General features: G+C 38.7%; 28 protein-coding genes and 1 riboswitch. Of the genes, 20 read left to right on the plus strand and 8 right to left on the minus strand.

Annotated elements, in window-relative coordinates; genetic code table 11:
- Positions 1 to 4: 4 nt before the first annotated feature.
- The 7 genes from EPJ90_RS02325 to EPJ90_RS02355 form a co-directional block, all read right to left on the minus strand.
- Entirely contained in the window at positions 5 to 397 is a 393-nt protein-coding gene (locus tag EPJ90_RS02325) for a CoA-binding protein (protein ID WP_161637023.1), read from the minus strand.
- Complete coding sequence (locus EPJ90_RS02330) at positions 394 to 996, minus strand: alpha/beta hydrolase (protein WP_161637024.1); 603 nt, start codon at positions 994 to 996, stop codon at positions 394 to 396. The genes EPJ90_RS02325 and EPJ90_RS02330 overlap by 4 nt, the downstream gene beginning before the upstream one ends.
- Positions 997 to 1,066: 70 nt before the next feature.
- Positions 1,067 to 2,944, minus strand: coding sequence for a BglG family transcription antiterminator (locus EPJ90_RS02335; protein ID WP_161637025.1), 1,878 nt, complete (start codon positions 2,942 to 2,944; stop codon positions 1,067 to 1,069).
- A gap of 65 nt (positions 2,945 to 3,009) precedes the next feature.
- Positions 3,010 to 3,828 (minus strand): PTS system mannose/fructose/sorbose family transporter subunit IID, encoded by an 819-nt coding sequence (locus tag EPJ90_RS02340; RefSeq protein ID WP_161637026.1) that lies wholly within the window; start codon positions 3,826 to 3,828, stop codon positions 3,010 to 3,012.
- The gene (locus tag EPJ90_RS02345) at positions 3,821 to 4,591 is read right to left on the minus strand and encodes a PTS mannose/fructose/sorbose/N-acetylgalactosamine transporter subunit IIC (protein WP_161637027.1); all 771 of its coding nucleotides are present in this window, start codon (positions 4,589 to 4,591) and stop codon (positions 3,821 to 3,823) included. The genes EPJ90_RS02340 and EPJ90_RS02345 overlap by 8 nt, the downstream gene beginning before the upstream one ends.
- Positions 4,592 to 4,622: 31 nt before the next feature.
- On the minus strand, positions 4,623 to 5,111 hold the full coding sequence (locus EPJ90_RS02350) for a PTS system mannose/fructose/N-acetylgalactosamine-transporter subunit IIB (RefSeq protein ID WP_161637028.1): 489 nt from the start codon (positions 5,109 to 5,111) through the stop codon (positions 4,623 to 4,625).
- Positions 5,112 to 5,266: 155 nt separating this feature from the next.
- A complete protein-coding gene (locus EPJ90_RS02355) occupies positions 5,267 to 6,343 on the minus strand; it encodes an SIS domain-containing protein (protein ID WP_237558297.1) in 1,077 nt (358 codons plus the stop codon).
- A 326-nt stretch (positions 6,344 to 6,669) separates the two neighbouring features.
- On the opposite strand from EPJ90_RS02355, the gene nrdI reads away from it, so the two are divergent.
- From nrdI to EPJ90_RS02390, 6 genes are all read left to right on the plus strand, one after another.
- Positions 6,670 to 7,035 carry a class Ib ribonucleoside-diphosphate reductase assembly flavoprotein NrdI gene (gene nrdI, locus EPJ90_RS02360; RefSeq protein ID WP_161637030.1) on the plus strand — a complete coding sequence of 122 codons (366 nt, stop codon included), beginning with the start codon at positions 6,670 to 6,672 and terminating at the stop codon, positions 7,033 to 7,035.
- Entirely contained in the window at positions 7,036 to 9,150 is a 2,115-nt protein-coding gene (gene nrdE / locus EPJ90_RS02365; RefSeq protein ID WP_161637031.1) for a class 1b ribonucleoside-diphosphate reductase subunit alpha, read from the plus strand.
- A 14-nt stretch (positions 9,151 to 9,164) separates the two neighbouring features.
- Positions 9,165 to 10,241 carry a class 1b ribonucleoside-diphosphate reductase subunit beta gene (nrdF, locus tag EPJ90_RS02370; RefSeq protein WP_125164188.1) on the plus strand — a complete coding sequence of 359 codons (1,077 nt, stop codon included), beginning with the start codon at positions 9,165 to 9,167 and terminating at the stop codon, positions 10,239 to 10,241.
- The gene (locus EPJ90_RS02375) at positions 10,241 to 10,495 is read left to right on the plus strand and encodes a glutaredoxin family protein (protein WP_125164189.1); all 255 of its coding nucleotides are present in this window, start codon (positions 10,241 to 10,243) and stop codon (positions 10,493 to 10,495) included. Before nrdF ends, EPJ90_RS02375 begins: the two co-directional genes overlap by 1 nt.
- 51 nt (positions 10,496 to 10,546) lie before the next feature.
- Complete coding sequence (locus tag EPJ90_RS02380) at positions 10,547 to 11,452, plus strand: YihY/virulence factor BrkB family protein (RefSeq protein WP_161637032.1); 906 nt, start codon at positions 10,547 to 10,549, stop codon at positions 11,450 to 11,452.
- 81 nt (positions 11,453 to 11,533) lie between these two features.
- Complete coding sequence (locus tag EPJ90_RS02390) at positions 11,534 to 12,349, plus strand: mechanosensitive ion channel family protein (RefSeq protein WP_200542530.1); 816 nt, start codon at positions 11,534 to 11,536, stop codon at positions 12,347 to 12,349.
- A 96-nt stretch (positions 12,350 to 12,445) separates the two neighbouring features.
- Here the strand turns inward: EPJ90_RS02390 and ybaK are convergent, their stop codons facing one another.
- Positions 12,446 to 12,925: a Cys-tRNA(Pro) deacylase gene (ybaK, locus tag EPJ90_RS02395; RefSeq protein WP_125164192.1), complete on the minus strand. Its 480-nt coding sequence runs from the start codon at positions 12,923 to 12,925 to the stop codon at positions 12,446 to 12,448.
- Positions 12,926 to 12,997: 72 nt separating this feature from the next.
- Positions 12,998 to 13,087, plus strand: a riboswitch (THF riboswitch).
- Positions 13,088 to 13,126: 39 nt separating this feature from the next.
- On the opposite strand from ybaK, the gene EPJ90_RS02400 reads away from it, so the two are divergent.
- The 14 genes from EPJ90_RS02400 to EPJ90_RS02465 all read left to right on the plus strand — a co-directional run bounded on the left by EPJ90_RS02400 (position 13,127) and on the right by EPJ90_RS02465 (position 26,215).
- Positions 13,127 to 13,633 carry a folate family ECF transporter S component gene (locus tag EPJ90_RS02400; protein ID WP_125164193.1) on the plus strand — a complete coding sequence of 169 codons (507 nt, stop codon included), beginning with the start codon at positions 13,127 to 13,129 and terminating at the stop codon, positions 13,631 to 13,633.
- A 36-nt stretch (positions 13,634 to 13,669) separates the two neighbouring features.
- Positions 13,670 to 15,313, plus strand: coding sequence for a formate--tetrahydrofolate ligase (locus EPJ90_RS02405; RefSeq protein WP_161637035.1), 1,644 nt, complete (start codon positions 13,670 to 13,672; stop codon positions 15,311 to 15,313).
- A gap of 41 nt (positions 15,314 to 15,354) precedes the next feature.
- Positions 15,355 to 15,891 (plus strand): hypothetical protein, encoded by a 537-nt coding sequence (locus EPJ90_RS02410; protein ID WP_125164195.1) that lies wholly within the window; start codon positions 15,355 to 15,357, stop codon positions 15,889 to 15,891.
- A 60-nt stretch (positions 15,892 to 15,951) separates the two neighbouring features.
- Positions 15,952 to 18,132, plus strand: coding sequence for a Tex family protein (locus EPJ90_RS02415; protein WP_161637036.1), 2,181 nt, complete (start codon positions 15,952 to 15,954; stop codon positions 18,130 to 18,132).
- 355 nt (positions 18,133 to 18,487) lie between these two features.
- Positions 18,488 to 18,838, plus strand: coding sequence for a hypothetical protein (locus EPJ90_RS02420; RefSeq protein ID WP_125164197.1), 351 nt, complete (start codon positions 18,488 to 18,490; stop codon positions 18,836 to 18,838).
- On the plus strand, positions 18,825 to 19,499 hold the full coding sequence (locus tag EPJ90_RS02425; RefSeq protein WP_161637037.1) for a F0F1 ATP synthase subunit A: 675 nt from the start codon (positions 18,825 to 18,827) through the stop codon (positions 19,497 to 19,499). Before EPJ90_RS02420 ends, EPJ90_RS02425 begins: the two co-directional genes overlap by 14 nt.
- 12 nt (positions 19,500 to 19,511) lie before the next feature.
- The gene (atpE, locus tag EPJ90_RS02430; protein WP_003775506.1) at positions 19,512 to 19,754 is read left to right on the plus strand and encodes an ATP synthase F0 subunit C; all 243 of its coding nucleotides are present in this window, start codon (positions 19,512 to 19,514) and stop codon (positions 19,752 to 19,754) included.
- A gap of 17 nt (positions 19,755 to 19,771) precedes the next feature.
- Complete coding sequence (locus EPJ90_RS02435) at positions 19,772 to 20,284, plus strand: ATP synthase F0 subunit B (RefSeq protein ID WP_125164199.1); 513 nt, start codon at positions 19,772 to 19,774, stop codon at positions 20,282 to 20,284.
- Positions 20,268 to 20,801, plus strand: coding sequence for an ATP synthase F1 subunit delta (gene atpH, locus EPJ90_RS02440; protein WP_244660367.1), 534 nt, complete (start codon positions 20,268 to 20,270; stop codon positions 20,799 to 20,801). The genes EPJ90_RS02435 and atpH overlap by 17 nt, the downstream gene beginning before the upstream one ends.
- On the plus strand, positions 20,794 to 22,314 hold the full coding sequence (gene atpA, locus EPJ90_RS02445; RefSeq protein WP_125164201.1) for a F0F1 ATP synthase subunit alpha: 1,521 nt from the start codon (positions 20,794 to 20,796) through the stop codon (positions 22,312 to 22,314). Before atpH ends, atpA begins: the two co-directional genes overlap by 8 nt.
- Positions 22,307 to 23,089, plus strand: coding sequence for a F0F1 ATP synthase subunit gamma (locus EPJ90_RS02450; RefSeq protein ID WP_125164202.1), 783 nt, complete (start codon positions 22,307 to 22,309; stop codon positions 23,087 to 23,089). The genes atpA and EPJ90_RS02450 overlap by 8 nt, the downstream gene beginning before the upstream one ends.
- Positions 23,090 to 24,487: a F0F1 ATP synthase subunit beta gene (gene atpD, locus EPJ90_RS02455; RefSeq protein ID WP_161637038.1), complete on the plus strand. Its 1,398-nt coding sequence runs from the start codon at positions 23,090 to 23,092 to the stop codon at positions 24,485 to 24,487.
- On the plus strand, positions 24,480 to 24,878 hold the full coding sequence (atpC, locus tag EPJ90_RS02460; RefSeq protein ID WP_125164204.1) for an ATP synthase F1 subunit epsilon: 399 nt from the start codon (positions 24,480 to 24,482) through the stop codon (positions 24,876 to 24,878). Before atpD ends, atpC begins: the two co-directional genes overlap by 8 nt.
- Positions 24,875 to 26,215 (plus strand): TrkH family potassium uptake protein, encoded by a 1,341-nt coding sequence (locus tag EPJ90_RS02465; protein WP_161637039.1) that lies wholly within the window; start codon positions 24,875 to 24,877, stop codon positions 26,213 to 26,215. The genes atpC and EPJ90_RS02465 overlap by 4 nt, the downstream gene beginning before the upstream one ends.
- Positions 26,216 to 26,220: the final 5 nt, after the last annotated feature.

Here is a 26,220-nt window from a genome sequence, read left to right on the forward strand (position 1 = left end):
GTGTTTATTGCTCGTTTATAGCGTATTCCTTAAGCACACAGGATTCGATTACATTGAGATCAAGTTCTTTTGCCTTGGCACGTAAAACGTCGTTTACGGTGCCGGGTTGAAGCCAGAGAACGTTGATGCCTTTTTCTTTAATTGATTCGAGCATGTGAATGCCAATTTTAGGATTAACAACCATCACAGCAACATCAACGGTGTCCGTGATTTCCGAAAAGGAAGGGTAGACGGTCTTGCCATTAATTTCGGTATAGTTTGGATTTACACCAAGAACCGTTTTACCTTTTTGTTCTAACAATTTATAAATGCGGTATGCATACGATTCGGGTTTGTTATTAATTCCAGCTATCACAAATGTTTGTGATACATTTAGGATTTCATAAGGGTTATTCATAATGTTAGCTCCATATCAAACCATTGTTTGATTTCTTCGATTTCGTAAGCGCGCATCCGATGGTCCAATTCATAAATGCGGTGTGTAACACGTGCATTATTATTAATGAGACGTTTCTCCAAAGCGACGGCACTTTCATAAGGAATTATATCATCAAATCGACCACTATGGATTAAAATGTCCATGCCCTTTAAATCAAGCTCCTGTGTATCACTTGTGAAGTTCATTGGTCTCAGTAAGACACACTTTTTAAAAGGGGTTGGTTGTTCTAGGATTAAGGCTGCGATGGTATTGGCGCCATTAGAAAAACCTAATGCCCATAGTTCGCCAAGATTGTAGGTGTCTTGTAATGACTTCACAGTATCCAAGATTGTACGAACTCGGCCCAATAAGTCCGCTTCATCAAGAATTTGAGTTTCGCTTTGTACAGCAGAAAAGCGTCGTTTACCAAACGTAACGACGTCGCCTCGGATGGAGAGGTGATTCATTGTGGGGGCAACCATTTTCGCTACCGGCAGTAATACGTTTTCATCACCACCTGTACCATGAAATAAAACAAGCGTTTTATCGCTTCCGTTATCAATAAATTTATGTATCATTTTGAGTACTCCTTAAGTCGTAAATATGAAAACATCATACATGATGTAAGGTTTTGGGACAAGTCATGCGCTAGGCAGAAAGTAACGCGTGTTTAAATTCATCAAAGGATTGACCTTCGATAAGCTGTTGGACTTTAAGACGGTCCATAGACCATCTTGAGAATCGATCACATAGGTAGAAGAGGTCATGATCCCCATCACGTTTTGTTTTAATAAGAAAAAGAACGTGAACTTCACTTTTATCCCAGATAATCGGTTTTTCCAATACCGCTACAAAACATAAAGCCCGATCAACATGTTTCTTGAGATCTTGTAAATGTACAAGATTGTGTCCGATTTCATGTGTTGCGAAGGGGTTTGAATCATAGTGGGGTTTGAGGAGGTTCATGGTATTCATTTTCTCAGTTAAGTTGTGAAGGACTTGTTCTTTGTTGTTGCCAGGGAGGTTATAAATTACATATTGAGGTTTAAGATAGTGGTCTAAATCGGCTTCAGCAAGATCGAATTGTTTGATTTTTTGTTCGATATGGGTAAGGTAGTTCCCATCCTCGATTGCGACGACTTCACGGGCTTGTGGGATGGTCATTTTGGCCATGGATACGCCGATGTCCAGAGGTTGTGTAATTTCTTGTAAGGATCCATAAACGCTGACAGTAATATGATCATCATTAAAATGTTCGCGCAAAGTTTGGCCATAAACTATGGTTTCAGACCGTCCATTTCCACCAATAAATCCAATGTTGAGGGTTTGTTGGTGGCGGCGGGTCATGAGTGCACCTTGGAAATAAAGTAATAAATAGCCAAATTCATCAAGATTTATGGAAATGTCGGGATAATTGGATTCGATGACCGAAACGGCAGAGATGGTTACCTTGGCGGCAAAGAGAAATTCACGAAGGTTTCGATGGATTAGCGGATTTCGAATGGTCAATCCGTTTTCAATCCGTTTAATCATTTGGGGAATGTGTAATAACAGATAACGAAAAAGTTCGTGATTATCGAAAAAGTTAATCGCGAAGTTGTTATCGATTTCAGTGAAAATATCGTAGATGAGTGCCTCGTCTTGCAGTTTTGTTTTTCCTGAGTGCGCAATGATTTGTTTGCTGTCAAGGTGGATTGCCAGGTAGAGAAGTTCTGATTTTTCTAAGAGGTCTTCATTTAAAAGCGTACTAATCGCATTGGCCATCGTTTGAGCAAGGGGGAGTAGTGGTGAATCAGTTGTTTTATGAATTTCAACGGTGTGACCTTCACGACGACGTTTAAAAAGGATTAAAATATGTACTGCAATATTTTGGAGTGAAAAATCAGAAAGAAGGATATTCGCATTAAAACAACATTCCTTTACAATCGCTTCCGTTTTATGAAGCATGTCATTGTTGAGGATGAATGCTTCTTTTTCCTTCGATTCCACAAGACTTAAGGTATTATGGAAAAAGTATTCCGCAAAGGCAAGCCGCAGGTTGAATTCCGACCCAATGAGTTTCAGTCCATATGCAGGTCGAGATTTTAGTTCAAGATGAAATCGGCGAAGTTGCAGTCGAACATCTTTAAGGTCGTTGTGAATGGTGGTACGACTGACAAACATCCGTTCTGCGAGGTCTTCAATCTTTAGGTAATCGTTGGCGTTTAAGAGCGTTCGAATTAGATAAGAAACACGTTCGGAGTTATTTCGCGAAAAACTATTCATGCGTCGAATCAAGCTAATCGAGCCAATGTTCTCGAAAATTTTTTCTTCTTGGTGTTCATTTAGAGGATTTAGACGATATCCATGGCCTGGAATGGAACAAACCTCAATCTGATATGACTTCAACACTTCACGAAGTATTTGGATCTCTTTCTTGATTGTTCGAATGGATACATTACTTGAAAGTGCAAGTTCATGGGCTGTAACGGTTTGCCCTTGTGCAAGATGATGCATGATGATAAGTTGCCGATTTGTGAATTCCATAAGTCCTCCTTTTAAAAAAAGATGTTGCGTATCTTAACGATAACGCAACATCCTGTCTTGTGCAATTAGAGTAATCCAATATACGAACCAATGATACCAAATGCAATGGTAACAAGCAGTAAGAACATCGAACTCTTTTTCTTGTTCTTTAATAAATGGAACATTAAAAGTGTATAAAGAAGTGGTAAAAGCAGTGGGAAGATTTGATCAATGTATTGTTGGAGTAAAAACTCTGTTTCATTAAATGAAAATGCCACAATGGTTTTAAGTTTAACCATTTGAGCACTCATGCCTCCAATAACCATTAATCCGACAATGGTTGCTGCTTTGGTAATCTTTGCGAAAATACCGGATTCGGATGCACTATCCATAAGGTTTGTTCCGAATTTATATCCAAAGACACCACCAAGGTAACGCACAATCATGTGTGGAACATTGAATGCAATTAGGAATAAAATCGGACCGAGGATGTTTCCTTGTTGTGATAAAGGTAACGCAATTGCGGTTGCAATAATACGGATGGTTCCCCAGAAAAAGGAATCACCAATCCCAGCAAATGGACCCATCAATGAAATCTTGATGCTATTAATTGTATTCTTATCAAAATCGGGATTTTGACTTGCTTCTTTTTCAAGTGCCGTCGCAACACCCGTGATGGCGGAAACAACATGAGGGGTTGTGTTAAAGATTTGCATATGACGTACAAGTGCATCGGCACGATCTTCTTTGGTGTGGTAAAAGCGTTTAATGGCTGGCCACATTCCTACCGCAAATCCGAGTCCTTGTTGGCGTTCATAGTTATAGGAATTTTCGAGTAAGAATGAGTACCAGAAGATTTCTCGAAATAACTTTTTATCTTCTTTTGTTGTTTCTATTTTATTCATCGAATAAGTCCTCCAATTCATCATGTTCTATGGCTGCAGGTGCTTGTCCGACTTCAAAGACAATAATGAAGGCAAGAATAACACCGAATAAGGTTACTGCTAAGATTGGTAATTCAAGGTAGGCAATAAGAATAAATCCAAGAATGAAGTAGAGAATGTTTTTTCCATTCATCATCGGTTGGAGTAACAATGCGAACCCTACTGCAGGGAGCAGTTTTCCAGCAACTTCAAGACCATTCATTAGATTTGCGGGAATGGCTTGTACAAATCCTTCTACAGCACTTGCACCGAAGAGTACAGCAATAAAGGCTACTGTAAAGTACATGAGGCAGTGAAGTAAGAGACCTCCAATATTGAGGGCAAACATTCCTTTAATGTTCGCATCTTCTGCGAGTTTCATGGCAAAGTCCATAAACCATGATCGAACAATAAAGATAATAACTTTTAATGATTGTGCAAGGATTGCAATCGGTAAAGCAAGCGCAAGCGCAATTTCAGATCCTTGACCGGATAAGATTGCGAACGCTGTTCCCAGTGCAGAACCAATTAACACATCCGGTGGTACTGCAGCACCAACTTGAATGGCACCCATAAAGACAAGCTCAAGACTGGCACCAATAATTATTCCTGATTGAAGATCGCCAAGTACGAGTCCAACAAGGGGTGAGATAATAAGTGGTCGATTGGCCATTGGGGTTCCGAGCATCTTTTCTACGAACCATACCAAGGCGACTACAAGACCAACAAGTAACGCTTCTTGCATAGATATTTCCTCCTTATATATTTTTAGTAGATTACTGTGTTAAAAATTTTTGACGTAAATCTGAAAAGTCTTTACCTTTGTCATCGGGTACTTGTTTCACTTCGACAGAGATTCCTAAACCAATGAGGTCGTCCATGGCGTGGAGTTCTTCGGGTGTGAAGTATACAGCTGGTGCGAAGGCTTTGCGACCTTCTTTCATTTGAACACCACCCAGTGTACATATAGGTGTTTCTTGAATGCCTTGGTAGAGTTTGAGTGCATCATGTGGGGATGCAGTCACAACAAATACCTTAAGACCTTTTAATTTTTCATTATTTAAAAGGGCGATGGCTTCATCAAGAGAACGAATTGCGAGTTTAACCCCGTCAGGTTTGGCAAGTTTAAGTGCTTGTTTACGAATTGGGTCCGATGCTGCATCATCACTTGCAATTACGATTGCTTCATAATTGAGTGCAGATTTCCAACTGTAAGCGACTTGACCGTGTAACAAGCGGTCATCGATTCTAATTTTTTGTATCATAATATACTCCTTCTTTATATAGTACCGGTTAGTGATGTAAGTGTCGGATTGAAGTTATCCGTTATCGATATTCGAATAAAACCAACATCGCACAGTGCGGTAAATCATAAGGTCCAATGCTTTAGACAATTTAATGTAGTTCGAAGGTACCTTCATTAAGAACGTTTCGTCTCAAGACTTTTATTGATGTATTCCGTAAGTTGGGGATACATTGTCTTCGAAAGGTCGCGACCACGATCTGTAGCAATGTGGTATGCAAGCACTTGGAAGAATGTCATATAAGCAAGTGGATAGAAATACGTTGATTTCGTGTTGATATTGAAATCGTCTTTGTCCGTATTTGAGACAATTATACAGCGGGCATGCACTTCCTGTGTTATAAATTTCTGAATCTTCCTGCTTTTACGCAAATCATTTTCGTGATACGCAAGTAAGAAGAACCCTTGGTCATGGGTAAACATATTTTGTGGACCATGAATTAATTCTTCAAGTTCGAAACTATTGGTAAGACTGGGTAGCATTTCCATAAACTTAATATCTGCTTCTTGAGCAATGGGCCATAAGGCGCCCGGTCCGGAAAAGATATAAGCATCTGTCTTTGAAAAATATAACTTATTGTTGTGATAAAAGGCATTGGATGCTTCACGAATGTGGGGGAGTTCCTGAATCATCACGTCTAAGTCTTTGATAATTGCTTCAGATTGTGTGGGGTCAATCTGATTGTTTATAACGCCAAGAGATAGGTAAATAAGATAAAGAACGGTACATGTCGTCGAAAACCCAAGTGTTCGAAAAATAAATTGTTCTTTTCCACTGCCCATTTCAAGTGCGGTCTGTGCCTTTTTCGCAATCGGTGTTTCAAGCGACTCGGTAATCGAAACTGTTTTCAGTCCTAATTGATTGGCGCATTCAATCGCTTCGTACACAAGTTTTGTTTGGCCTCCTTGTGAAATGAAGATATAGAGTGCATGTTGATCACAAAGTGCTCGGTTATAGTGTTCAACAAAAATACTGGGGTACATTAATTCAACTTCAATGTGGCATGTAGATTCCGCAAATGTTTTTGTGGTAAATGCCGTATTGTAAGATGAACCCGAACCCACAACCACAACTTTGCGTACAGTATCTCCATGTGTCGCTTGGTTTATTGCGGTTGCAATCACATCACGTTGATCACGTAAATGATTTAATTTTTCTGGGATTTCAATAATACAATCCATTAATGTATTCATTGAGTCACCTCTCTTTCCTTTGCTCGCCTTTATCATACATATCTCTGGTTTTTAGTTCCATAGGGACTTTTGCACGAATGTTCGTGCAAAAATTTAAAGCGGTTTCAAAACCGAGTTTTAATGCTTGTTTTGTGTGTCAATATGTAAAATATAAAAACTCACAAAAAAGAATGAGAAATGAAAAACAAAGTTACTAACAATGATAAACGTTAATTAATTTATCTTTCAAGTTTACATTCTTCAATTTCGCGGGAATTTCATGCAATACTCAAGAATTTCGGGGAGGGTTATGTTTAAATGAAATTAGTTCGAAAGGATGTGACGATGTGATTGTGGTTTTTGACAGTTTAACGGGGCAATGTCAACGATTTGCGGAAAAACTTGGCGTACCATGTATTGATATCTTAGAGTATGAACCGATGGATGAAGACATTTTTTTGGTAACGCGGTCATGGGATTTCGGTAAGGTAACGGAAGAGACCAAAGCATTTTTGGAACACGAAGCTGCAAAGGTCGTTGGCGTTGCGGTTGGTGGCAATCGCAATTGGGGCACAAACTTCGGTGCAGCAGGCGATAAAATTCATGATGAATACAATATTGAACTTGTTTTAAAGTTTGAAGGATCAGGATTCACAAAAGATGTGGAGATTGTTCGACAATGGCTTGAATCATATAAGGGGAGGACAAAATAAATGACAGTACAAAATAAATCAAATCAAATTCCAGAATGGGTAATTCTAAATAATCAAATCGTTGATGGCGATGGAAATATTAAGGATTTAAATAAAGATAAAGAGGCAGTCCGCTCTTACTTTTTAAATGAAATCAATAAGAAAACTCAGTTTTTTCACTCACTTGAAGAAAAATTGGAATATCTTACAACGAATGATTATTACGAAACAGAATTTTTAGAAAAGTATACGTTTGATCAAATTCAAGCGGTCTATGATATTGCATATGATGCCAAATTCCGTTTCCCGACATATATGGGAGCGTTTAAGTTTTATAATGATTACGCACTTAAATCCATTGACGCGGAACGTGTGTTCTTAGAACGTTATGAAGACCGTCTTTCGGTAATTGCACTTTATCATGCGGATGGCGACTTTGAACTTGCTAAAAGACTGATTACGTCGTTAATTGCGCAAGATTTTACACCGGCAACACCAACACTTCTCAATACCGGTAAGAAAAAACGCGGTGAATTTGTATCGTGTTTCTTATTGGAAGTGGATGACTCGTTAAACGATATTGCACGAGTTCAAGAATTTGCGATGCAACTTTCAAAATTGGGTGGTGGCGTTTCCATTAACTTGACCAATTTACGTGCAAAAGGCGAATCAATTAAAGACATTCCAAACGTTGCGAAAGGTGTTGTTGGGGTAGCAAAACTTTTAGATAATGCATTCCGATACGCCGACCAAATGGGACAACGTCAAGGTGCAGGAGCTGTTTACTTAAATGTATTCCATGCTGATATTGAAGATTTCTTGCAAACAAAAAAACTCAATGCCGATGATGATGTTCGTGTTAAAACGCTCTCAATGGGGGTTGTGATGCCCGATAAAATGATTGAATTAGCGCGTGAAGATAAAGACATGTATGTCTTCTATCCACACACGGTCTATAAAGAATACGGGATTCCATTCTCAGATGTCGCCATTAAGATGGATGAATGGTACGACAAGTTGGTTGAAAATCCTAAAGTGCGCAAACGCAAAATCAATCCACGTAAGTTATTTGATATGATTGCGCAATTACAAGGGGAGTCAGGTTATCCATACATTATGTATGCGGACAACGTAAACAAAGAAAATCCACTTGCTGATCCAATCAAGTTCTCGAATTTATGTACAGAAATTTTACAGCCGTCGATTGTATCTCACTATGGTGATTATCATCGCCGTGATGAAGATGAAATCGGTCTCGATATTTCTTGTAACCTTGCGAGCGGTCATATGGGAAATATGATCAAAAATAACTCCATTAAAGAGACCGTATTTGCTGCAATGGAAATTATGAACTCTGTTTCCGAAAAAACAAATATTGCGCATGTTCCCGCTGTAGCGCGTGCAAACCGCATTATGCGTAGTGTTGGTTTTGGTATTATGGGACATCATGGTTATATTGCGGAAAATTACATTGGTTACGGTAGTGAAGAAGATATTGACTTAATTGATGTGTTCTTTAGTTTAATTAACTATTATAGTCTTGTGCATTCAATGGAGAAAGCGAAAGAAACCGGCGAGAAATTCTATGGTTTTGAGCGAAGTTCGTATGCGGACGGCAGTTATTTCAACGATCGGGGTCGAGTATTACCAAAGACTGACGTGGTTCGAGGCTTGTTGTCGGATATTGAAATACCAACGGATGAAGACTGGGCTCAATTAAAAGAAGATGTAATGACCCATGGACTCTACAACTCAAATCGATTAGCGGTTGCACCGAATGGTTCGATTGCATATGTTATGAGTGCTACACCTTCCTTAACGCCAATTAAACAAATTGTCGAAGAACGTACGTATGGAAATTCAAAAACATACTTCCCAATGCCTGCTGCGGATGTTGCAGGGTTTATGTACGAATCAGCATATCAAATGGATAAGTATAAGATTATCGACGTGATTGCTACGGCACAAAAGCATGTTGATCAAGGAATTTCATTTGAGTTATGCATTACTTCGGATGAGACAACACGTAGTCTACAACGCTATTACCTCTATGCACATTACCAAGGAATTAAGACGTTGTACTATACACGAACACAAAAATTGAGAATTGATGAATGTGAAAGTTGTGCGGTTTAAGGAGGAGGAAAACGATGATGTTAAAGCAAATTAATGAGATTAAGGCGGATCGCGAATACGATGGCGCGAATTGGAATGAACATGAAGATAATTTTACGCAGACGTTTTACGAACAAAATTTAAGTCAGTTTTGGAGACCGGAAGACATTAGTCTTCAGCCTGATTTAAATTTATGGGCGAGTTTACCTGAAGATGTGAAACTGGCCTATGGACGAAACTTACTCGTACTTACGTTCCTCGATACATATCAAGGTGATATAGGAATGCCTGTTGTTTCGCGATCGATTGATCATAAATATCATCAGCGTAAGTCGGTGTTGAACTTTATGGCAGCTATGGAAAATGCTGTGCATGCGAAAAGTTATTCAAATATTTTTATGACATATATGAAAAACGAAGAAATTGATGACCTTTATCGATGGGGCGAACAAAATAAGAATATGCAAAATATTCTTGCTTTAATTGTTGGTTACTATGAAAACTTAGATCGCCTTACCTATCGCAAGCAATATGCAGATTTAGGGGATCCAGTGGATGACTTTGAATTTGATGTTGCACAGTGGAAAGCCATGGTTGCAAGCGTGTTCTTGGAATCGTGCCTCTTCTATAGTGGTTTCTACTATCCCCTCTATTTTTATGGTCAAGGGAAATTAATGCAAGCTGGAGAAATCATTAATCTTATCTTGCGTGATGAAAGTATCCATGGGCTTTATATTGGAAACTTGGCGATGGAACTTTATCGCAAGTTCGATGCTGAGACACAAGCGTCGCTCTATGAATGGCTTACAACCTATCTCGATGCAATCTATGAGGAAGAAGTTGAACTCATTGAAACAATTTATGATCCCGTAGAATTATCGCACGATGTTAAGATCTTTGTTCGTTACAATGCGAACAAAGCCATGATGAATCTTGGGTTTGATGCATATTACGAATATGAAGAAGTAAACCCTGTTGTACTTAATGGATTAAACACTGAAACAAAAACAATGGATAACTTCTCGATGAAGGGAAATGGTTATCAAAAAATGAAATCTGAATCATTACATGATGATGACTTCTTCTTTGATAAAGAAAGGATTACACGATAATGACAAAAGTTATGATGTTAACTCAGGACAACTGTCCAAAATGTATGGCATTAAAGAACTACCTCGAGTTGGGACTTCGTAATAAATATGCCGAACATATCGAAGTGGTAAAGCGAGAGGAAAACCCAGAACGTTTTAAATCAATCGCGTTGGATCATGGGATTATGGCAACGCCTGCCTTAATCGGTGGCGATGAGGTATTGCTCGATACAAACCCATCTAAAGTAAACGCATTTTTCGAAAAAATCATTTAGACTGGAATTATTCCAGTCTTTTTGTTACATTGATATAAGGAGAAGTGGTGCATGAAAAAAATAATAAAAAAAATCCAAACTGTTATGGAGATGATGTCCTCAAATGAAGGGACACTCTTTACATATGCTTTGGCATATTCAATTATCGTTGGTATTGCACCGTTTATCATTATATCGGTGGTGTTTGTGGGGACGTATGTATACGATGTATCACAGATTATTCAACTTTTACAACGTTATGTCCCAGCGGACTTAATTCTGCCATTTGTGGATTACATTCAAACATCGGATTTGTCGAATTTATGGTTGATCATCTCATTGCTTGGGGTATCGATTTGGGTTGCTTCAAAAAGTATTTATTCGTTCCTACTGTTAAGTAGTGAACAAGATGGGGTCAATATTAATCATTTCTTTTTAAGAATTTTAGCGTGTATTTACTTTATCATGATTGTTTTAGGAATCATGGCTTTTGGAATCTTAATTGGATATGTTCCATTTATCAATAAATTTACGAGTCCAATAGTCATTACATTTTTCTTCGTTTTTTTCTACCGATTGTTGTCATTTAAATACACGCGATTTCGCGATGTTATTTGGGGATCTGCAATTACTTCAATCATCTTGATTCTATTAGGCCGCCTTTTCTTTGTGTACATTAATCAATATTCGAATTACCAAACCATTTATGGTCCACTCGCATCGATAATGATTCTCTTAATTTCAGGGTGGATTATCGCTTGGGTTGTTTTTTTTGGATATTGCATAAACTATGTTGTTCGTGATGATTCATTACCTGTTCAAGGGAAGCATCGACTGATATCCATTCTGGAAAAAACAAATGAAAAAATCGATGAACGAGAAGAAAAGTTTATTCATGATCATATTGAAAACAAACACCCAGTAAAGGAAGATGCCATTACAGAGGTTGAGGACAATTCAGGACACTTACAAGACTAAGAAGCACCACGGTGTTTCTTTTTGTTTTGAATTGTAATGCGTGTAGAACCTTGTTAATATATTTAAAGGGAGTTGACGTTTATGGAAAAATTGATTCTTTTTTTTGAAAAACCATTTGTCTTACGTTTGGTAAGCATCGCTGTAACGCTTTTTATTGTGTTCGTAGTGGTTCGTATCATTCGTAAGAGTCTTGTTAAAATTGAAAATAAAGTTCCGCTTGGCAAACAACAACGTACGGTTTACCCAATTATTTCGAGAATACTTGTGTATGTTGTGTATTTTATTGCGTTTATCATTATTTTAGAAACAATCGGATTGGATACGAAGCCCATTCTTGCAGTCACAAGTATAGGGAGTGTTGCGGTAGGATTTGGTGCACAACAACTTGTGAAGGATGTTATTAATGGATTCTTTATTTTATCGGAGAATCAATTTAATGTCGGTGATGTTGTGTCCTTATCGAATGTGACAGGCACAGTCGAGGACATCACATTGCGGACGACGCGATTGCGTAATGGGACGGATGGTAAAGTTTATATCATACCTAATGGTGAAATTAAGATGGTTACGAATATGTCGAAGGAATTTATGTTTGCGGTTGTTGATGTACCGGTTCCTTATGACAAAGATCTGGATACGATTTTAGAAATTTTAAATAATACAGTAAAACACTATCAAAATCCAGGATCGATTATGCAAACACCGATTGTTCAAGGCGTTACAGCATATGAAGAAAGTTCGTTAAATATTCGTATTACATGTAAAACGTATGTAGGAAAAAACTGGGCAGTTGAGCGTGATCTTCGTCGTGTAATTATTTATGCACTTGAAGCCCATGATATTACACTACCGTTTCCAACTCGGACCGTTTATGTTGAACAGGATTTATCCAATTAGATGATATTATTAATTAAACGCAAAAAAAAGGTAACACGGATGATGTGTTACCTTTTTGGATGGCCTGAATTAACAGCTTAAGCGGATTCTGTTTATTTATAAATTTTCGATAGCAGTGATTGCACCGGTTTTTGCATTAATCAGTTTAATGAGTGCTTCAGGTTTCATCTCAATTTGCGTTCCAATGCGTCCACCGGAAAAGATTATAGTCTCAAAGAGCAAACACGTTTCATCAATAATTGTAGGGAATTGTTTTTTCATACCGATCGGCGAGCAACCGCCTCGAACATACCCGGTTAGGTCGAATAATTCCTTCACATGTAGCAATTCAAGTTTTTTGACCCCTAACCCTTTTGCACATGCTTTGAGATCGATATGGTCGGCAACAGGGATTAGAGCAACAAAATATTGATTTCCATTATGCAAGACGATGGTTTTAAAAACCTTTTCGGCTGATTCTTGAATTTGTTTGGCAACCGAGATGCCATCAATATTAATGCCATCACTTTGATATTCGCGCATGGTATAGTCAATTTTCTTTTGATCAAGAATGCGCATTGCGTTCGTTTTTTTCATTTTACACCTCATTTGAGTATATAGTAACATAAGTTGATTTCTTAGGGCAGTCTTGGTATTCTTAATTTATCAAGCAAAGTAAATGACACGCGTTAAGTGCATACGGATGGGAAGTTGCTGTATGACGAAGCGAAAGCGCGATGTGTTATTGCGTCCGTTGCGAGAGCTTTTCTTTTTGCTTGACAAAGAAAAGAGGAATTTATGATGAATACACGAAAGCTTACACATCTTGCGATGTTTGTGGTGCTTCAAATCGTTGTTTCACGGTTTTTAGCAATACCAACACCCATCGTTAAGATTAGTTTTACCTATGTACCAATGGCAATTGCAGGGTATTTATATGGTTGGTTATTTGGTGGCGTTGCAGCTGCACTTGCAGATGTATTGGGAGCAGTGCTCTTCCCACAAGGGGGTGCTTATTTTCCCGGTTTTACCTTATCAGCATTTATTATTGGCGCGATGTATGGATTGTTGAAGGATGCAGATTGCCGCTTATCCGTTATTGTCGGGATTGCGCTTTTTAATACGATTGCCATCAATTTGTTATTAAATACGTATTGGTTAAGTTTGGTACTTGGAAAGAGTTATCTTGCGATGATACCCGTTCGCGTAACGAAATCTTTAGTTATGCTTCCCATTAAGATTTTTGTCATTAAAAAGGTTTTGGACTATATGAAACCTTATAAAACTCGATTAACGAAAGCATAGGCATCCTATGCTTTCTTAAATTTTAGGAGGAATGTTATGAAAACAGATGTAGAGATCTCTGAAGCAACAAAAATTTTACCGGTGCAATCGATTGCGGATAAATTGGGAATTTCTGCCAATCTTATTGAACCTTATGGTAACAGCAAGGCCAAACTTTCATTGGAAATTATGAAACGACCTGAACAGGGAAAGTTGATTCTTGTAACTGCGATTAATCCGACGCCGGCAGGCGAGGGGAAGACGACGGTAAATATCGGTCTCTCGATGGCTTTGAACCGTTTGGGTGTATCTGCTGTCAGTGCCCTCCGTGAACCTTCTTTGGGTCCGTGTTTTGGTATGAAGGGTGGTGCTACCGGAGGGGGTTATGCTCAAGTTGTACCGATGGATGATATCAATCTTCATTTTACGGGAGATTTTCATGCGATTACCTCGGCACACAATCTTCTTGCAGCATTAATCGATAACCATATCTATCATGGGAATGAAATGGGTATTGATCCTGAGCGACTTGTATGGCATCGGGTGATGGATATGAATGATCGCTCGCTTCGGGAACTGGAAATTGTTGGTAAGCGTGTCTCACATGCGACGTCATTTGATATTACGGTCGCATCGGAAATTATGGCTATCTTGTGTCTTGCGGAAGATATGGATGACTTGAAGCAACGCTTAAGTCGTATTGTAGTAGGGTATACATTTGAAGGTGAGATGCTGACAGCCCAAGATTTTGATGCGGTGGGGGCCATGGCCTTGCTTCTAAAAGATGCAATCAAACCCAATTTAGTTCAAACAACCGAAAATACACCAGCGCTGATTCATGGTGGTCCGTTTGCGAATATTGCTCATGGATGTAATTCGGTTATTGCGACACGAATGGCTCTCAAAGTAAGCGACTATGTTGTCACAGAAGCCGGTTTTGGGGCTGATCTTGGTGCAGAAAAGTTTTATGACATAAAATGTCGCGGTGCCAATCTCGTCCCGGATGCGACGGTTTTGGTCGCAACGATTCGAGCACTTAAATATAATGGTGGTGTTCCCCTTTCGGAATTGGAAGACGAAAACATCGCTGCATTAATGGAAGGATCAAAAAACCTAATTCAACATTACGAAAATCTAAAGCAGTTTTCAGATAACGTGATGATTGCGATTAATCAATTTGAAACAGACACGCAAGAGGAAATCAATTATTTAAAACACTTGGGACAGGAACTGGGCTGTGAGGTTGTCTTAACCAACGTGTTTGCCAGAGGGGGAGAAGGCGGTGAAGCATTGGGGCGTGCTGTTATTGAAATGTGTCAACGTCCTTCTAATTTCAAGCCTTTATATCCGCTAACGCAAAATCTAAGACAAGAGATTGAAACGATAGCGCATAGAATCTATCGAGCTGATTCAGTTTCATATTCTGAGAGTGCCCTTGAGAAGCTTAAGGATATCGAATCACAATACCCTGATGGTCTTCCAGTTTGCATTGCGAAGACACAAACATCATTTAGCGATGATCCAAAAAAACTCAATGCACCCGCAAATTTTTCGGTACATGTACGCGATGTTCGCCTTGCTGCTGGGGCTGGATTTGTCGTCGTTTTATTAGGGAATATTCTAACAATGCCAGGGTTGCCGAAACACCCGAATGCAGTCGATATGGATTATATCGATGGTAAGGTGACTGGATTGCGTTAGAAGTTGTGCTATAATATCTTCATTAATATTTGAGGTGAGTTGTGGAACATAAAGAAGTTTATATCGTATTAAGTGATACGGGGAGTCTTTTAACGCGCGTTATTAAAATGGTTACGGGAGCACCTTATAATCATGTCTCAATATCCTTTGATGCGTCGTTACATACACTATACAGTTTTGGGCGTAAACAACCGCACAATCCGTTTTGGGGCGGCTTTGTGAAGGAAAGTTTCTATGAAGGAACGTTTAAGCGTTTTAAGAATACCCGTTGTTTGGTCTTAAAGCTGGATGTTGAATTGGAGACGTATGCACAATTAAAGGCGAATGTCGGCGTGTTTGTCGAAAATATGGATGATTACCATTATAATTTTGTGGGGCTTGTTGGTGCGGCGTTTAATCGACGCATAGCCCGTGAGAACGGATATTATTGCTCCGAGTTTGTTGCAGAGGTTATGGAACAAGCGAATCTTGTTTTCTGGGAAACACCTGCTTATCTTGTTCATCCTTATGATTTCACAAAGGTCGAGGCATTTGAGGTCGTATATGAAGGCTTATTAGCTGAATTTTCAAAAGCGTGATGCACGCTTTTTTATTTATTTAAAGGTGTGTTAAAATAAGAGAAGAAGTGAGGAAATTTAATGGAAAAAAATATAGTTGATTTACTCAAGCAAGAACTTAAAGCGTACAGTCCGCATCAAATTGATGCGGTTTTAAAATTATTGGAAGACGGAAATACCGTGCCCTTTATTGCTCGTTATCGTAAAGAGGTTACGGGGACGTTGGATGAAGTCCAAATTCGAGAAATTGAAGAACGTCATCACTATCTTGAAACGTTAGAAACGCGTAAAGAAGAAGTGCTCCGTCTTATTGATGAGCAAGGAAAGTTAACGGATTCTTTGGCGCTGGAGATTGGGAACGCAACCGTACTTCAAAAAGTTGAAGATTTGTATCGTCCTTATAAGCAAAAACGCCGCACAAAAGCAACGATTGCGAAGGAAAAAGGTCTGGAACCACTCGCGGATGATGTTTTCTCCTGTCCACGTGATTTTAATGATGAAGCTCAAGGAACGTCCTATTTAAATGCTGAATTTGACTTAATTACGTTGGAAGATGTTTACCAAGGGGTTCATGAAATTATTGCGGAACGCGTCGGGGATGAGCCAGCATTTAGAGAGTGGATTCGAGATTATACAATAAATACAGGTGTTTTATCGACAGTCCTAAAGGATGACACCAAAGATGAACGTCATGTTTATGAGATGTATTACGCGTTTACCCAACCCGTTAAAAATGCTGCATCGCATCGGGTTTTAGCAGTTAATCGAGCTGAAAAAGAGGGTGTTATAAAGGTCGATATCGTTGTCGACGAAACAAAAATAATGCGTTATTTGGATCATCAAATCATTGGAAACAAGACGGATTCTCCAACGGTTCACAGGGTCAGAGCGGCTTATGAGGACAGTTATAAACGATTTATTAAACCAGCGATTGAGCGCGAAGTTCGGAATATGTTGACGGAGGAAGCGGATAAACAAGCCATATCTATTTTTGGAGAAAACTTACGAAATCTACTGCTGCAAGCACCGTTAAAAGGTCGTACTGTCATGGGATTTGATCCTGCATATCGTACCGGATGCAAGCTCGCTATTGTAGATGAAACGGGGAAAGTCTTAGCGATTGATGTCATTTATCCACACAATCCCGCACCTGCTCATAAGCAACGTGAAGCGGCTCAGCTTTTTATCGATTTAATTGAGAAATATCATGTTGATATGGTGGCGATTGGAAATGGTACAGCAAGTCGAGAATCGGAAGTGTTCGTAGCTGAAAACCTTAAAAAAGTAACGACAAAAACCTTCTACCTCATCGTGAACGAAGCGGGTGCATCGGTGTATTCAGCAAGTGATATTGCACGCAAAGAATTTCCGGATTTACAGGTTGAACAACGTTCGGCGGTAAGTATTGCACGCCGAATTCAAGACCCTTTAGCGGAGTTGGTTAAAATCGATCCAAAATCTGTCGGAGTTGGACAATATCAACATGATGTAAGTCAGAAAAACTTATCAAATCAGCTGGATTTTGTGGTTGAAACGGCCGTTAACCAAGTCGGTGTTGATGTCAATACTGCGAGTCCACAATTATTGGAACATGTTGCAGGACTCACTAAAACAACTGCGCAAAACATCGTGACGTATCGTGAAGAGAATGGTTCCTTCGATTCGCGGACACAAATCAAAAAGGTACCTCGATTAGGGCCGAAATCATTTGAACAAGCCATTGGATTTCTTCGCATTCCTAAAGGAAAAAATATTTTAGATAACACAGGAATTCACCCTGAAACCTATGTCATCACCAAACAACTTCTAAGCGATGAAGGCATTGCACTGAAGGATCTTGGTACGGAAGCGACACGAAAACATTTGGAGTCCTTATCAATCAATGCATTATCGGAGAAATACGATTTAGGAAAAGAGACACTTAACGACATCCTTAAAGCATTAATCGCCCCTGGTCGTGATATGCGTGATGCGATGAGTGGTCCACTTTTACGTTCAGATGTTTTAACGATGGAGGATCTGAAATCAGGGATGGAACTAAATGGTACTGTTCGAAATGTTGTCGATTTTGGAGCGTTTGTGGACATTGGCGTAAAGCAAGATGGACTCGTACATATTTCCAAACTAAGCAATCAATTTGTGAAACATCCGACGGATGTCGTTGCAGTTGGTGATGTTGTGAAAGTTTGGGTTGTGGATGTGGATGCTGCCAAACAACGTGTTCAACTTTCAATGATTCCCATGTCACAATCAAATTCATAAGAAAAAATGGTCTTCATCTACGTAAAGGTGAAGGCTTTTTTTGTGGTTTGACGAAAGAATGATTGAAAAACAATAAAAGAACAACAAGGATTTGTTAAGTTTGTGTTAAATTTTGGTGGTGAAAAGGTCGTTTTCCTATCCTATTTATATAGGGGCAAATTGAAGCGTTTTCTTTCGTAAATGTCGTACATACCCTGGTGTATTATTCATTGAAAAAAAACCTTCAATGTGTTACGATTTACCCGTATTCACAGTGTTGAATGAAGGAGTCGATAACCCGTTATGAATGTCTAACTTTTCTTACAGAAAGTGGATGCGAACAAAACGGGGTTTTTTTGAGATTATGGAGGTGCTTATGGCAAAGAAAATTCAAGTTGGTGTGATTGCGATTGTGGCAATGATTCTAATGTTCTTTGATTGGCGAATGACTCTTGGTTGGCTCATTGGCTGGGCATGCCTCTTAACGTTGGGATTTTTCAGAGAAAAATTTTATGCGGTTATGCTCGATGAGGATCAATTTACTGTAGGGAAATATATCCGGTATATCATATTTGTATTTGTAATCTTATGGTTACCATTATTACTTGCATTTATGTTTCCTAATGCAATTAACCCGTATGCATTAGCGGCATCGTATTTGATCGATCGACTCATATTATTTATGTCGGGATTATTTACAAAGGAGAATAAGCATGGTACAGAGTGAGCTCTATTCAGTCTTGATCTTAACGATTGCTGTCTCCGCCTTGATTTATGTTATTGGTACAAAGCTTAAAGATTTAACGCTTGAGGAGCGTCCGAGAGGATTGGTACTTAAAGCAGTACTTTATGTTCAAACCATAACTACGTTTACTGTGCAGAACATGGGTGAAAAACATGGGAAGCGCATGGCGGCGTACATTGGGAGTGTATTTATTTACATTCTCTTAGCAAATATGATGGGTTTAACGGGATTAGAAGCACCGACAAGTAACTATAGTGTTACACTCGTTCTTGCGATTATAACGTTTGTTCTCATCCAAATTGCAAAGATTGACGCGAATGGTGTTAAAGGATACATCAAAGGTTTCTTTGAACCGTTCTTCCCGTTTGTAATTCCAAACTTTTTCGGTACAGTTGCACCGCTCATTAGTTTGTCATTACGTTTATTTGGGAACGTATTATCGGGAACGGTCATTATGACATTACTCTATACGTTTACAGCATGGGTAAGTAGTTTTGTTCCAGTAATTGGTGGATTCAACTTTATGGGTGTAATTGTAGCCCCAGTATTGCATTTGTATTTTGATTTGTTTTCTGCATTTTTGCAGGCATTTATATTTATTTCATTGACATCAATTTTAATTGCTGTCGAGTATTCAGAATAAGGAGGATTTAAAATGGATACAGTTAGTGTTGGTAGAGGGTTAGTAGCAATTGCTGCTGCTTTAGCGGTTATGACAGGGATTTTCTCAACAATTGGACAAGGTTACGCAGCGGCTAAAGCTGTTGAAGCTGTAGGTAAAAATCCAGAAGCAGAAAGTAAAATTCGCGCTATGTTAATTCTTGGTGCTGGTATTGCTGAAACAGCTGCTATTTATGGTATGTTAATTTCATTCTTGTTAATCTTTGTATTTAAGTAAGATATTAGGAGGGTTCTATGACTATCGATATTGCACAAAAGTTAATGCCAAATCTCTTGACGATGGCAGCTCAGCTTGGTGCTACATTCGTAATATATTTGATGTATAAAAAATATTTACACGAACCTGTTCAAGAATACTTAGAAAAACGTTCGGAATTAATTGAGAGCGAAGTAAAAGAAGCAGAAGCACTTAAGCTAGAATCAAAAAAACTTAAAGAAGAACAACGTCATGAGTATGTTGTCGCAATGGAGCGCCTAAAGAAAATTGAAGGCGATATGATGGCCGATGCTGAAGCAAAACGTAAAGATATTATTGCGTCTGCTCAAGTAGAAATCGATCGTCGAGAAGCTGCATTGCAAAAAGAATATGAATTAGAAAAGAAAAAACTTTATACAGAAGTTCAACAATACATGCTGCAAGTTGCGGTCGATGTAAACCGTAAGGTTTTACAAGATGCGGAACTCAACAATCTAAATATGATGGATGATCTTGCGAAGGAAATGAATGCTTATGATTATAAGCACTAAAGTCTACGCAGAGGCACTTTATCAAGTGGGTGTTGAAACAAGAAACCCCTTGGAATTCTATAACGCATTACAAACGTTTCAAGAATTTTTAAACGATGAAGAATTTTATCGTATTATGACAGCAACGTTCTTGGATCAAGATGCGTTGGAACCAGTATGGAGTGAATTGGGGAAAACATTTCCTCAAGAAGTTGTAAAATTTCTCAAGATGATTCAAGATGCGAAATTGATGAGCGATTTTGATCGTATTGTACGAGAATATCGTGATTTCCTTGAAGAAGGTAAGCATCTCAATGTTGTTGAGGTTACAAGTCCAAATGTATTAAGTGAAAACGAAAAAGAACAATTAATGGCCAATTTAAAATTACGCTATGAAGGTGTTTTTGAGATTGACTATAATGTTGATGCTTCGTTGATTAAGGGTCTTGTGGTACGTGTCAACCATGATATTTATGACACAAGTATTAAAAGTAAATTAGATCGAATCTTAAACCAGGGAGGATTAGAGAATGAGTAACCAAACTGAAAACATCTTACAGATGTTAAAGGAAAAAATTAGTACTATCGAATTTGATGAAGCCAATGTAGATGTTGGTAAAGTCTTCAAAGTTGGTGATGGTATTGCCTTTGTGCGCGGTTTAGATCAAGTTCTATCTGGTGAGATGCTCCGTTTCAATGATGAAGTATTTGGTTTGGCACTAAACTTAGAAGAAAACCAAGTTGGGGTTGTACTTTTAGGTAACGACAAACTTGTAAAAGAGGGCGATGTTGTTTACCGTACAAACCATATTATTGAAGTTGGTGTTGGTGATGCACTTTTAGGACGTGTTGTTAATGCTTTAGGTCAACCAATTGATGGTCAAGGAGCCATTGAAACGGTTGATGTCCGTCCTATTGAACGTGTGGCACCTGGGGTAATGACGCGTAAATCGGTACACGAACCACTTCATACTGGAATTAAAGTCGTTGACTCAATGATTCCAATTGGTAAGGGACAACGTGAGTTAATTATTGGTGACCGTCAAACTGGAAAAACAAGTATTGCTTTAAACGCTATTTTGAATCAAAAAGGTCAAAATGTGAAATGTATCTATGTTGCGATTGGTCAAAAAGCATCAACGGTTGCAATGGTTGTTGAAAAACTTAAAGAACATGATGCACTGGATTATACAGTAGTTGTTTCAAGTACTGCAAGTGAATTAGCACCGCTACAATACCTTGCACCTTATACAGGATGTGCAATTGGAGAGCATTGGATGGATAATGGCGAAGATGTTCTTATTGTCTATGATGATTTATCCAAACATGCGGTTGCTTATCGAACCATTTCACTCCTCTTAAGAAGACCTGCAGGTCGTGAAGCGTATCCTGGAGATGTTTTCTATCTTCACTCACGCTTACTCGAACGTTCTGCAAAGCTTAATGAAAATTACGGCGGCGGTTCAATGACTGCGTTACCAATTATTGAAACGCAAGCAGGTGATATTTCAGCTTATATTCCTACAAACGTTATTTCAATTACGGATGGTCAGCTATTCTTAAACTTAGATGCATTCAACAGTGGGGTTCGTCCTGCTGTAGATAGCGGAATGTCTGTTTCACGTGTAGGTTCAGCAGCACAAACAAAAGCAATGAAACATGTAGCATCGTCACTAAAACTAGAACTTGCAACGTATCATGAATTATTGAGTTTTGCTCAATTTAGTTCAGACATTGATGAAGCAACTCAAAAAACGATTGACCATGGTCGTCGTTTAACAGAACTTCTAAAACAAGGTGCACTTACAAAGACACCACATGAGTTGATGATTATTAGTATGTTTTTAAATAAATATGGCTATCTTGACCAATTAGAGGTTAAGGAAGTTTTACCGTTTGAAAAACATTTACATGGTCGTTTTGTTCAAACACATACCGATGTGCTTGATCGCATTAAAAAGGACTATGTCCTTGATGATGCATTAATCGAAGACTTAAAAACAATTATCGATGAAGAAATAAGTGATTTTAAGGCGGCGCATCATGCCTAATACTTCAGGTATAAAAAAACGTATTAAATCAATCTCTTCAACTCAAAAAATTACGAAGGCGATGAAACTTGTTTCTTTGAGTAAATTACAACGTTATCGTGATCAAATGAGTGAGTTCAAAGAATATTATGAAGCCGTAACTAAGGTTTCTGAACAATTTATTCATTTTGATGAGGCGATTATTGATGACACCCCGCGATTGTACCTTGTAGTCATGCCGGATTTAGGGTTGTGTTCTGCATATACCCAAGGTCTTGCACGTAAACTGTTAGAAGTTTATCGTGAGGAGGATATGGTTATCAGTCTTGGTGCCCAAGCTTATGAATTTTTAAAAACACGAGGTGTAAACATCATTAATCAAGAAGTTTCAAGCGAACGTATTGAACTTCACGATATTATTAAAACGATTAACCCGTATGTATCTACACATCAAATTGTCGCAATCATACCCGAGTATGAAAATGCGATGACCCTTGATTTTAAACTTCATATCTTGAATACGAAATCAAGCGGTCGTCGTGATGATGTCATCTATGAACCAAGCTTTGAAGAAGCATCGGAAATGATGATTAAACAATCATTGATGAGTCTCGTTAAATATACATATCTAACTTCAAAAGTTAGTGAACATACAACACGTCGGATTGCGATGGAAAAAGCAACTGATAGTGCTCAAGATATGATTGACGATCTTGGCCGCAAGTACAATCGTGTGCGTCAAGAAGCAATCACACAAGAAATATCAGAAATTGTTTCTGGAATGGAGGTTTCTTAGATGAAAGGTCGTATCGTACAAATTGTCGGTCCTGTTGTGGATGTTCGCTTTGATAAAGAGCACATGCCAAAACTATACAATGCATTAAAAGTAAAACATGAATCAATGGATGTTACCCTTGAGGTATCACAACACATTGGAAATGATTTAGCGCGTTGTATTTCTATGGGTCCTACAGATGGCTTATCGCGTGGACTCGAAGTTGAGGATACAGGTTTTGCTATCAAAGTTCCGGTCGGAAAAGAAATTTTAGGCCGAATGTTTAATGTATTGGGAGAGCCAATCGATGAACAAACATTTAACACAGAAGGTGTTGAAATGCATGAAATTCACCGTGAAGCGCCACCCTTTAAAGATCAACAAACTACTAATACTGTGTTAGAAACAGGTATTAAGGTTATTGACTTACTTTGTCCGTACCCACAAGGAGGAAAAATTGGTCTCTTTGGTGGAGCGGGTGTTGGTAAGACGGTTTTAATGCAAGAATTAATTCATAACATCGCAATTGAACACAGTGGTCTTTCTGTTGTTGCGGGTGTTGGTGAACGGACACGTGAAGGGAATGACCTCTATCACGAAATGAAAGATGCGAAAGTTCTTGAAAATACAGTTCTTGTTTATGGTCAAATGAATGAGTCACCTGGAGCTCGGATGCGCGTTGCGTTGTCGGCTTTAACCATGGCTGAAAATTTCCGTGATCAAAACAAACAAGATGTTCTGCTTTTCATCGATAATATTTTCCGTTTTACTCAAGCAGGATCAGAGGTATCCGCGCTACTTGGGCGTATGCCTTCTGCTGTTGGATACCAACCAACTCTTGCAACTGAAATGGGTCAATTACAAGAACGTATTACGTCGACAAAATCAGGATCGATTACATCGATTCAAGCAATTTATGTACCAGCGGATGACCTTACGGATCCAGCTGCTGCCATTACGTTTACGCACTTAGATGCAAAAACGGTATTGGATCGTAATATTGCAGCGCTTGGTATTTATCCAGCGGTTGATCCACTTGAATCAAGCAGTAATCTACTATCGGAAGATGTTGTAGGTGCAGAGCACGTTTACGTAGCAACTGAAGTTCAAAAAATCTTACAACGTTATAAAGATTTACAAGATATTATTGCAATTTTAGGTATGGATGAATTAAGTGAAGATGATAAGTTGACGGTTAACCGTGCGCGTAAAATCCGTAACTTCTTGTCCCAACCATTCTTTGTTGCGGAGACGTTCTCAGGAATTCCAGGGTCGTATGTGCCAATTGCTGACACAATCCGTAGCTTTAAAGCAATTTTAGATGGGGAAGTGGATCACTTACCAGAACAAGCATTCTTGTTCGCATCTACAATTGATGACGTTTACCGTAAGGCAGGCGTAACAAAAGAAAATGTTTAATCTAAAAATAGTTACACCAGAAGGAGCATATCGGAGTGTGGAGATTGATTCCATCACACTCCCAACTTCTGATGGGCAACGCACGGTGCTCCAAGAACATATGGCAATCGTATTGCCAATTGAAATTGGAATTATGTATACAAAATCGAAAGATGGAAGAGAAAATTTTGCAGTTTCGGAAGGGTTGTTCACATTTGAAGACAATCAAGGAACACTTTTGGTTTCTACAATTGAAAGTGAAGAAGAAATTGATTTCCATCGTGCTGAACAGGCACGAATTCGTGCCGAAAAGCGTCTAAATGAAAAGAAAGAGTATGAGGATGGACTTGATTTAAAACGAGCTCAGCTTGCTCTTATGCGTTCATTATCGAGGTTGAGGTTGAAAAAATGAAACGTAAATTTAAAAAACTTACAATTCCTCAATATATTGCACTTGGTTTCGCACTAACAATTTTTGTTGGTGCGACCTTGTTGTCTTTGCCAATATCGAGTCAAAGCGGTCATGCAACCAATTTTTTGGATGCATTATTTACGGCGACATCTGCAGTCTGCGTGACAGGTCAGGTTACACTCAATACCGCAGAACATTGGAACTATTTTGGAAAAACGGTGATCATTACTTTAATTGAAATTGGTGGACTTGGGTTCATGTCAATTATCGTGATGTTTTTTGTCTTTATAGGAAAACGTCTCAATTTGCGTCAACGTCTGATTGTTCGTGAAGCCATAAATACGGATAGTTTATCGGATGCGCAGTTTCTCATTCGTTATATCATTCGCTTTTCGCTCACAATTCAAGCAATTGGAGCATCCCTTTTGGCGATTGATTTTATTCCGAGATTTGGAATATTAAAAGGAATCTATTTCTCTGTTTTCCATAGTATATCCGCATTTTGTAATGCAGGATTTGATTTATTTGGAGACAGTTTGGAAGGGTTCACTCAAAATCCACTTGTAATCCTTACAATTGGTGGTCTTATAGTCGTGGGTGGCTTAGGGTTTATCGTCTGGCGCGATGTGTTATCGTATCGACGAAATCGTAAATTACTTATGCATACCAAACTTACACTGATAACCACACTTTCCATATTAGGAGTAAGTTTTTTACTCTTTTGGTTAAGTGAGAGTCGCAATGGAACGTTTGCGGATTTACCATTCCATATGCAACTTATTAATTATCTCTTTATGGCGATTACCCCGCGTACGGCAGGTTATGCGAATGTTAACTATGCGACGGTTTCGTCAATGGGTATTTTTGTTACAATTCTCTTAATGTTTATTGGTGCTTCAGCGGGTTCAACCGGTGGTGGTGTTAAAGTAACAACCGTTGCTACCATTGTGCTCTTTGTTCGTGCTAAATTAAGAGATGAACAAACACATTTTAAGAATCGATCCATCTCTCATGAAAAAGTAGAGAAGGCGCTCTTAATTGTATTTGCTGGGATTATTATGGTCTTACTTGCTTCACTCATCCTTCTGATTACAGAAACGATACCTGAGCGTTATGGTATTGAATACGTATTGGTAGAAGTATTCTCGTGTTTTGGAACTGTGGGTCTAACCATGGGCCTCACACCAAATCTTACAGTGATTGGTAAAATTGTATTAATCGTATTAATGTTTGCTGGACGAATTGGATTATTAACATTCTTCCTCTCGTTTGGTGGCCGTGCAGAAAAGAAAGAACCGTTAATTCGTTACCCTGAAGGGAACGTCTTAATCGGATAAAGGAG

The organism is Erysipelothrix sp. strain 2 (EsS2-7-Brazil) (genome assembly GCF_016617655.1).
GTDB lineage: Bacteria > Bacillota_I > Bacilli_A > Erysipelotrichales > Erysipelotrichaceae > Erysipelothrix > Erysipelothrix piscisicarius.

Coding starts and splice junctions, on each gene's coding strand:
- EPJ90_RS02400 (WP_125164193.1), top strand. CDS start 13,127: ATGATGAATACACGAAAGCTTACACATCTTGCGATGTTTGTGGTGCTT.
- nrdF (WP_125164188.1), top strand. CDS start 9,165: ATGATGTTAAAGCAAATTAATGAGATTAAGGCGGATCGCGAATACGAT.
- EPJ90_RS02375 (WP_125164189.1), top strand. CDS start 10,241: ATGACAAAAGTTATGATGTTAACTCAGGACAACTGTCCAAAATGTATG.
- EPJ90_RS02355 (WP_237558297.1), bottom strand. CDS start 6,343: ATGAATACATTAATGGATTGTATTATTGAAATCCCAGAAAAATTAAAT.
- EPJ90_RS02340 (WP_161637026.1), bottom strand. CDS start 3,828: ATGAATAAAATAGAAACAACAAAAGAAGATAAAAAGTTATTTCGAGAA.
- EPJ90_RS02345 (WP_161637027.1), bottom strand. CDS start 4,591: ATGCAAGAAGCGTTACTTGTTGGTCTTGTAGTCGCCTTGGTATGGTTC.
- EPJ90_RS02450 (WP_125164202.1), top strand. CDS start 22,307: ATGCCTAATACTTCAGGTATAAAAAAACGTATTAAATCAATCTCTTCA.
- EPJ90_RS02415 (WP_161637036.1), top strand. CDS start 15,952: ATGGAAAAAAATATAGTTGATTTACTCAAGCAAGAACTTAAAGCGTAC.
- EPJ90_RS02405 (WP_161637035.1), top strand. CDS start 13,670: ATGAAAACAGATGTAGAGATCTCTGAAGCAACAAAAATTTTACCGGTG.
- EPJ90_RS02350 (WP_161637028.1), bottom strand. CDS start 5,111: ATGATACAAAAAATTAGAATCGATGACCGCTTGTTACACGGTCAAGTC.
- EPJ90_RS02380 (WP_161637032.1), top strand. CDS start 10,547: ATGAAAAAAATAATAAAAAAAATCCAAACTGTTATGGAGATGATGTCC.
- atpA (WP_125164201.1), top strand. CDS start 20,794: ATGAGTAACCAAACTGAAAACATCTTACAGATGTTAAAGGAAAAAATT.
- EPJ90_RS02435 (WP_125164199.1), top strand. CDS start 19,772: ATGACTATCGATATTGCACAAAAGTTAATGCCAAATCTCTTGACGATG.
- atpH (WP_244660367.1), top strand. CDS start 20,268: ATGATTATAAGCACTAAAGTCTACGCAGAGGCACTTTATCAAGTGGGT.
- EPJ90_RS02420 (WP_125164197.1), top strand. CDS start 18,488: ATGGCAAAGAAAATTCAAGTTGGTGTGATTGCGATTGTGGCAATGATT.
- EPJ90_RS02465 (WP_161637039.1), top strand. CDS start 24,875: ATGAAACGTAAATTTAAAAAACTTACAATTCCTCAATATATTGCACTT.
- atpE (WP_003775506.1), top strand. CDS start 19,512: ATGGATACAGTTAGTGTTGGTAGAGGGTTAGTAGCAATTGCTGCTGCT.
- EPJ90_RS02325 (WP_161637023.1), bottom strand. CDS start 397: ATGAATAACCCTTATGAAATCCTAAATGTATCACAAACATTTGTGATA.
- nrdE (WP_161637031.1), top strand. CDS start 7,036: ATGACAGTACAAAATAAATCAAATCAAATTCCAGAATGGGTAATTCTA.
- atpC (WP_125164204.1), top strand. CDS start 24,480: ATGTTTAATCTAAAAATAGTTACACCAGAAGGAGCATATCGGAGTGTG.
- ybaK (WP_125164192.1), bottom strand. CDS start 12,925: ATGAAAAAAACGAACGCAATGCGCATTCTTGATCAAAAGAAAATTGAC.
- EPJ90_RS02425 (WP_161637037.1), top strand. CDS start 18,825: ATGGTACAGAGTGAGCTCTATTCAGTCTTGATCTTAACGATTGCTGTC.
- EPJ90_RS02390 (WP_200542530.1), top strand. CDS start 11,534: ATGGAAAAATTGATTCTTTTTTTTGAAAAACCATTTGTCTTACGTTTG.
- atpD (WP_161637038.1), top strand. CDS start 23,090: ATGAAAGGTCGTATCGTACAAATTGTCGGTCCTGTTGTGGATGTTCGC.
- EPJ90_RS02335 (WP_161637025.1), bottom strand. CDS start 2,944: ATGGAATTCACAAATCGGCAACTTATCATCATGCATCATCTTGCACAA.
- EPJ90_RS02330 (WP_161637024.1), bottom strand. CDS start 996: ATGATACATAAATTTATTGATAACGGAAGCGATAAAACGCTTGTTTTA.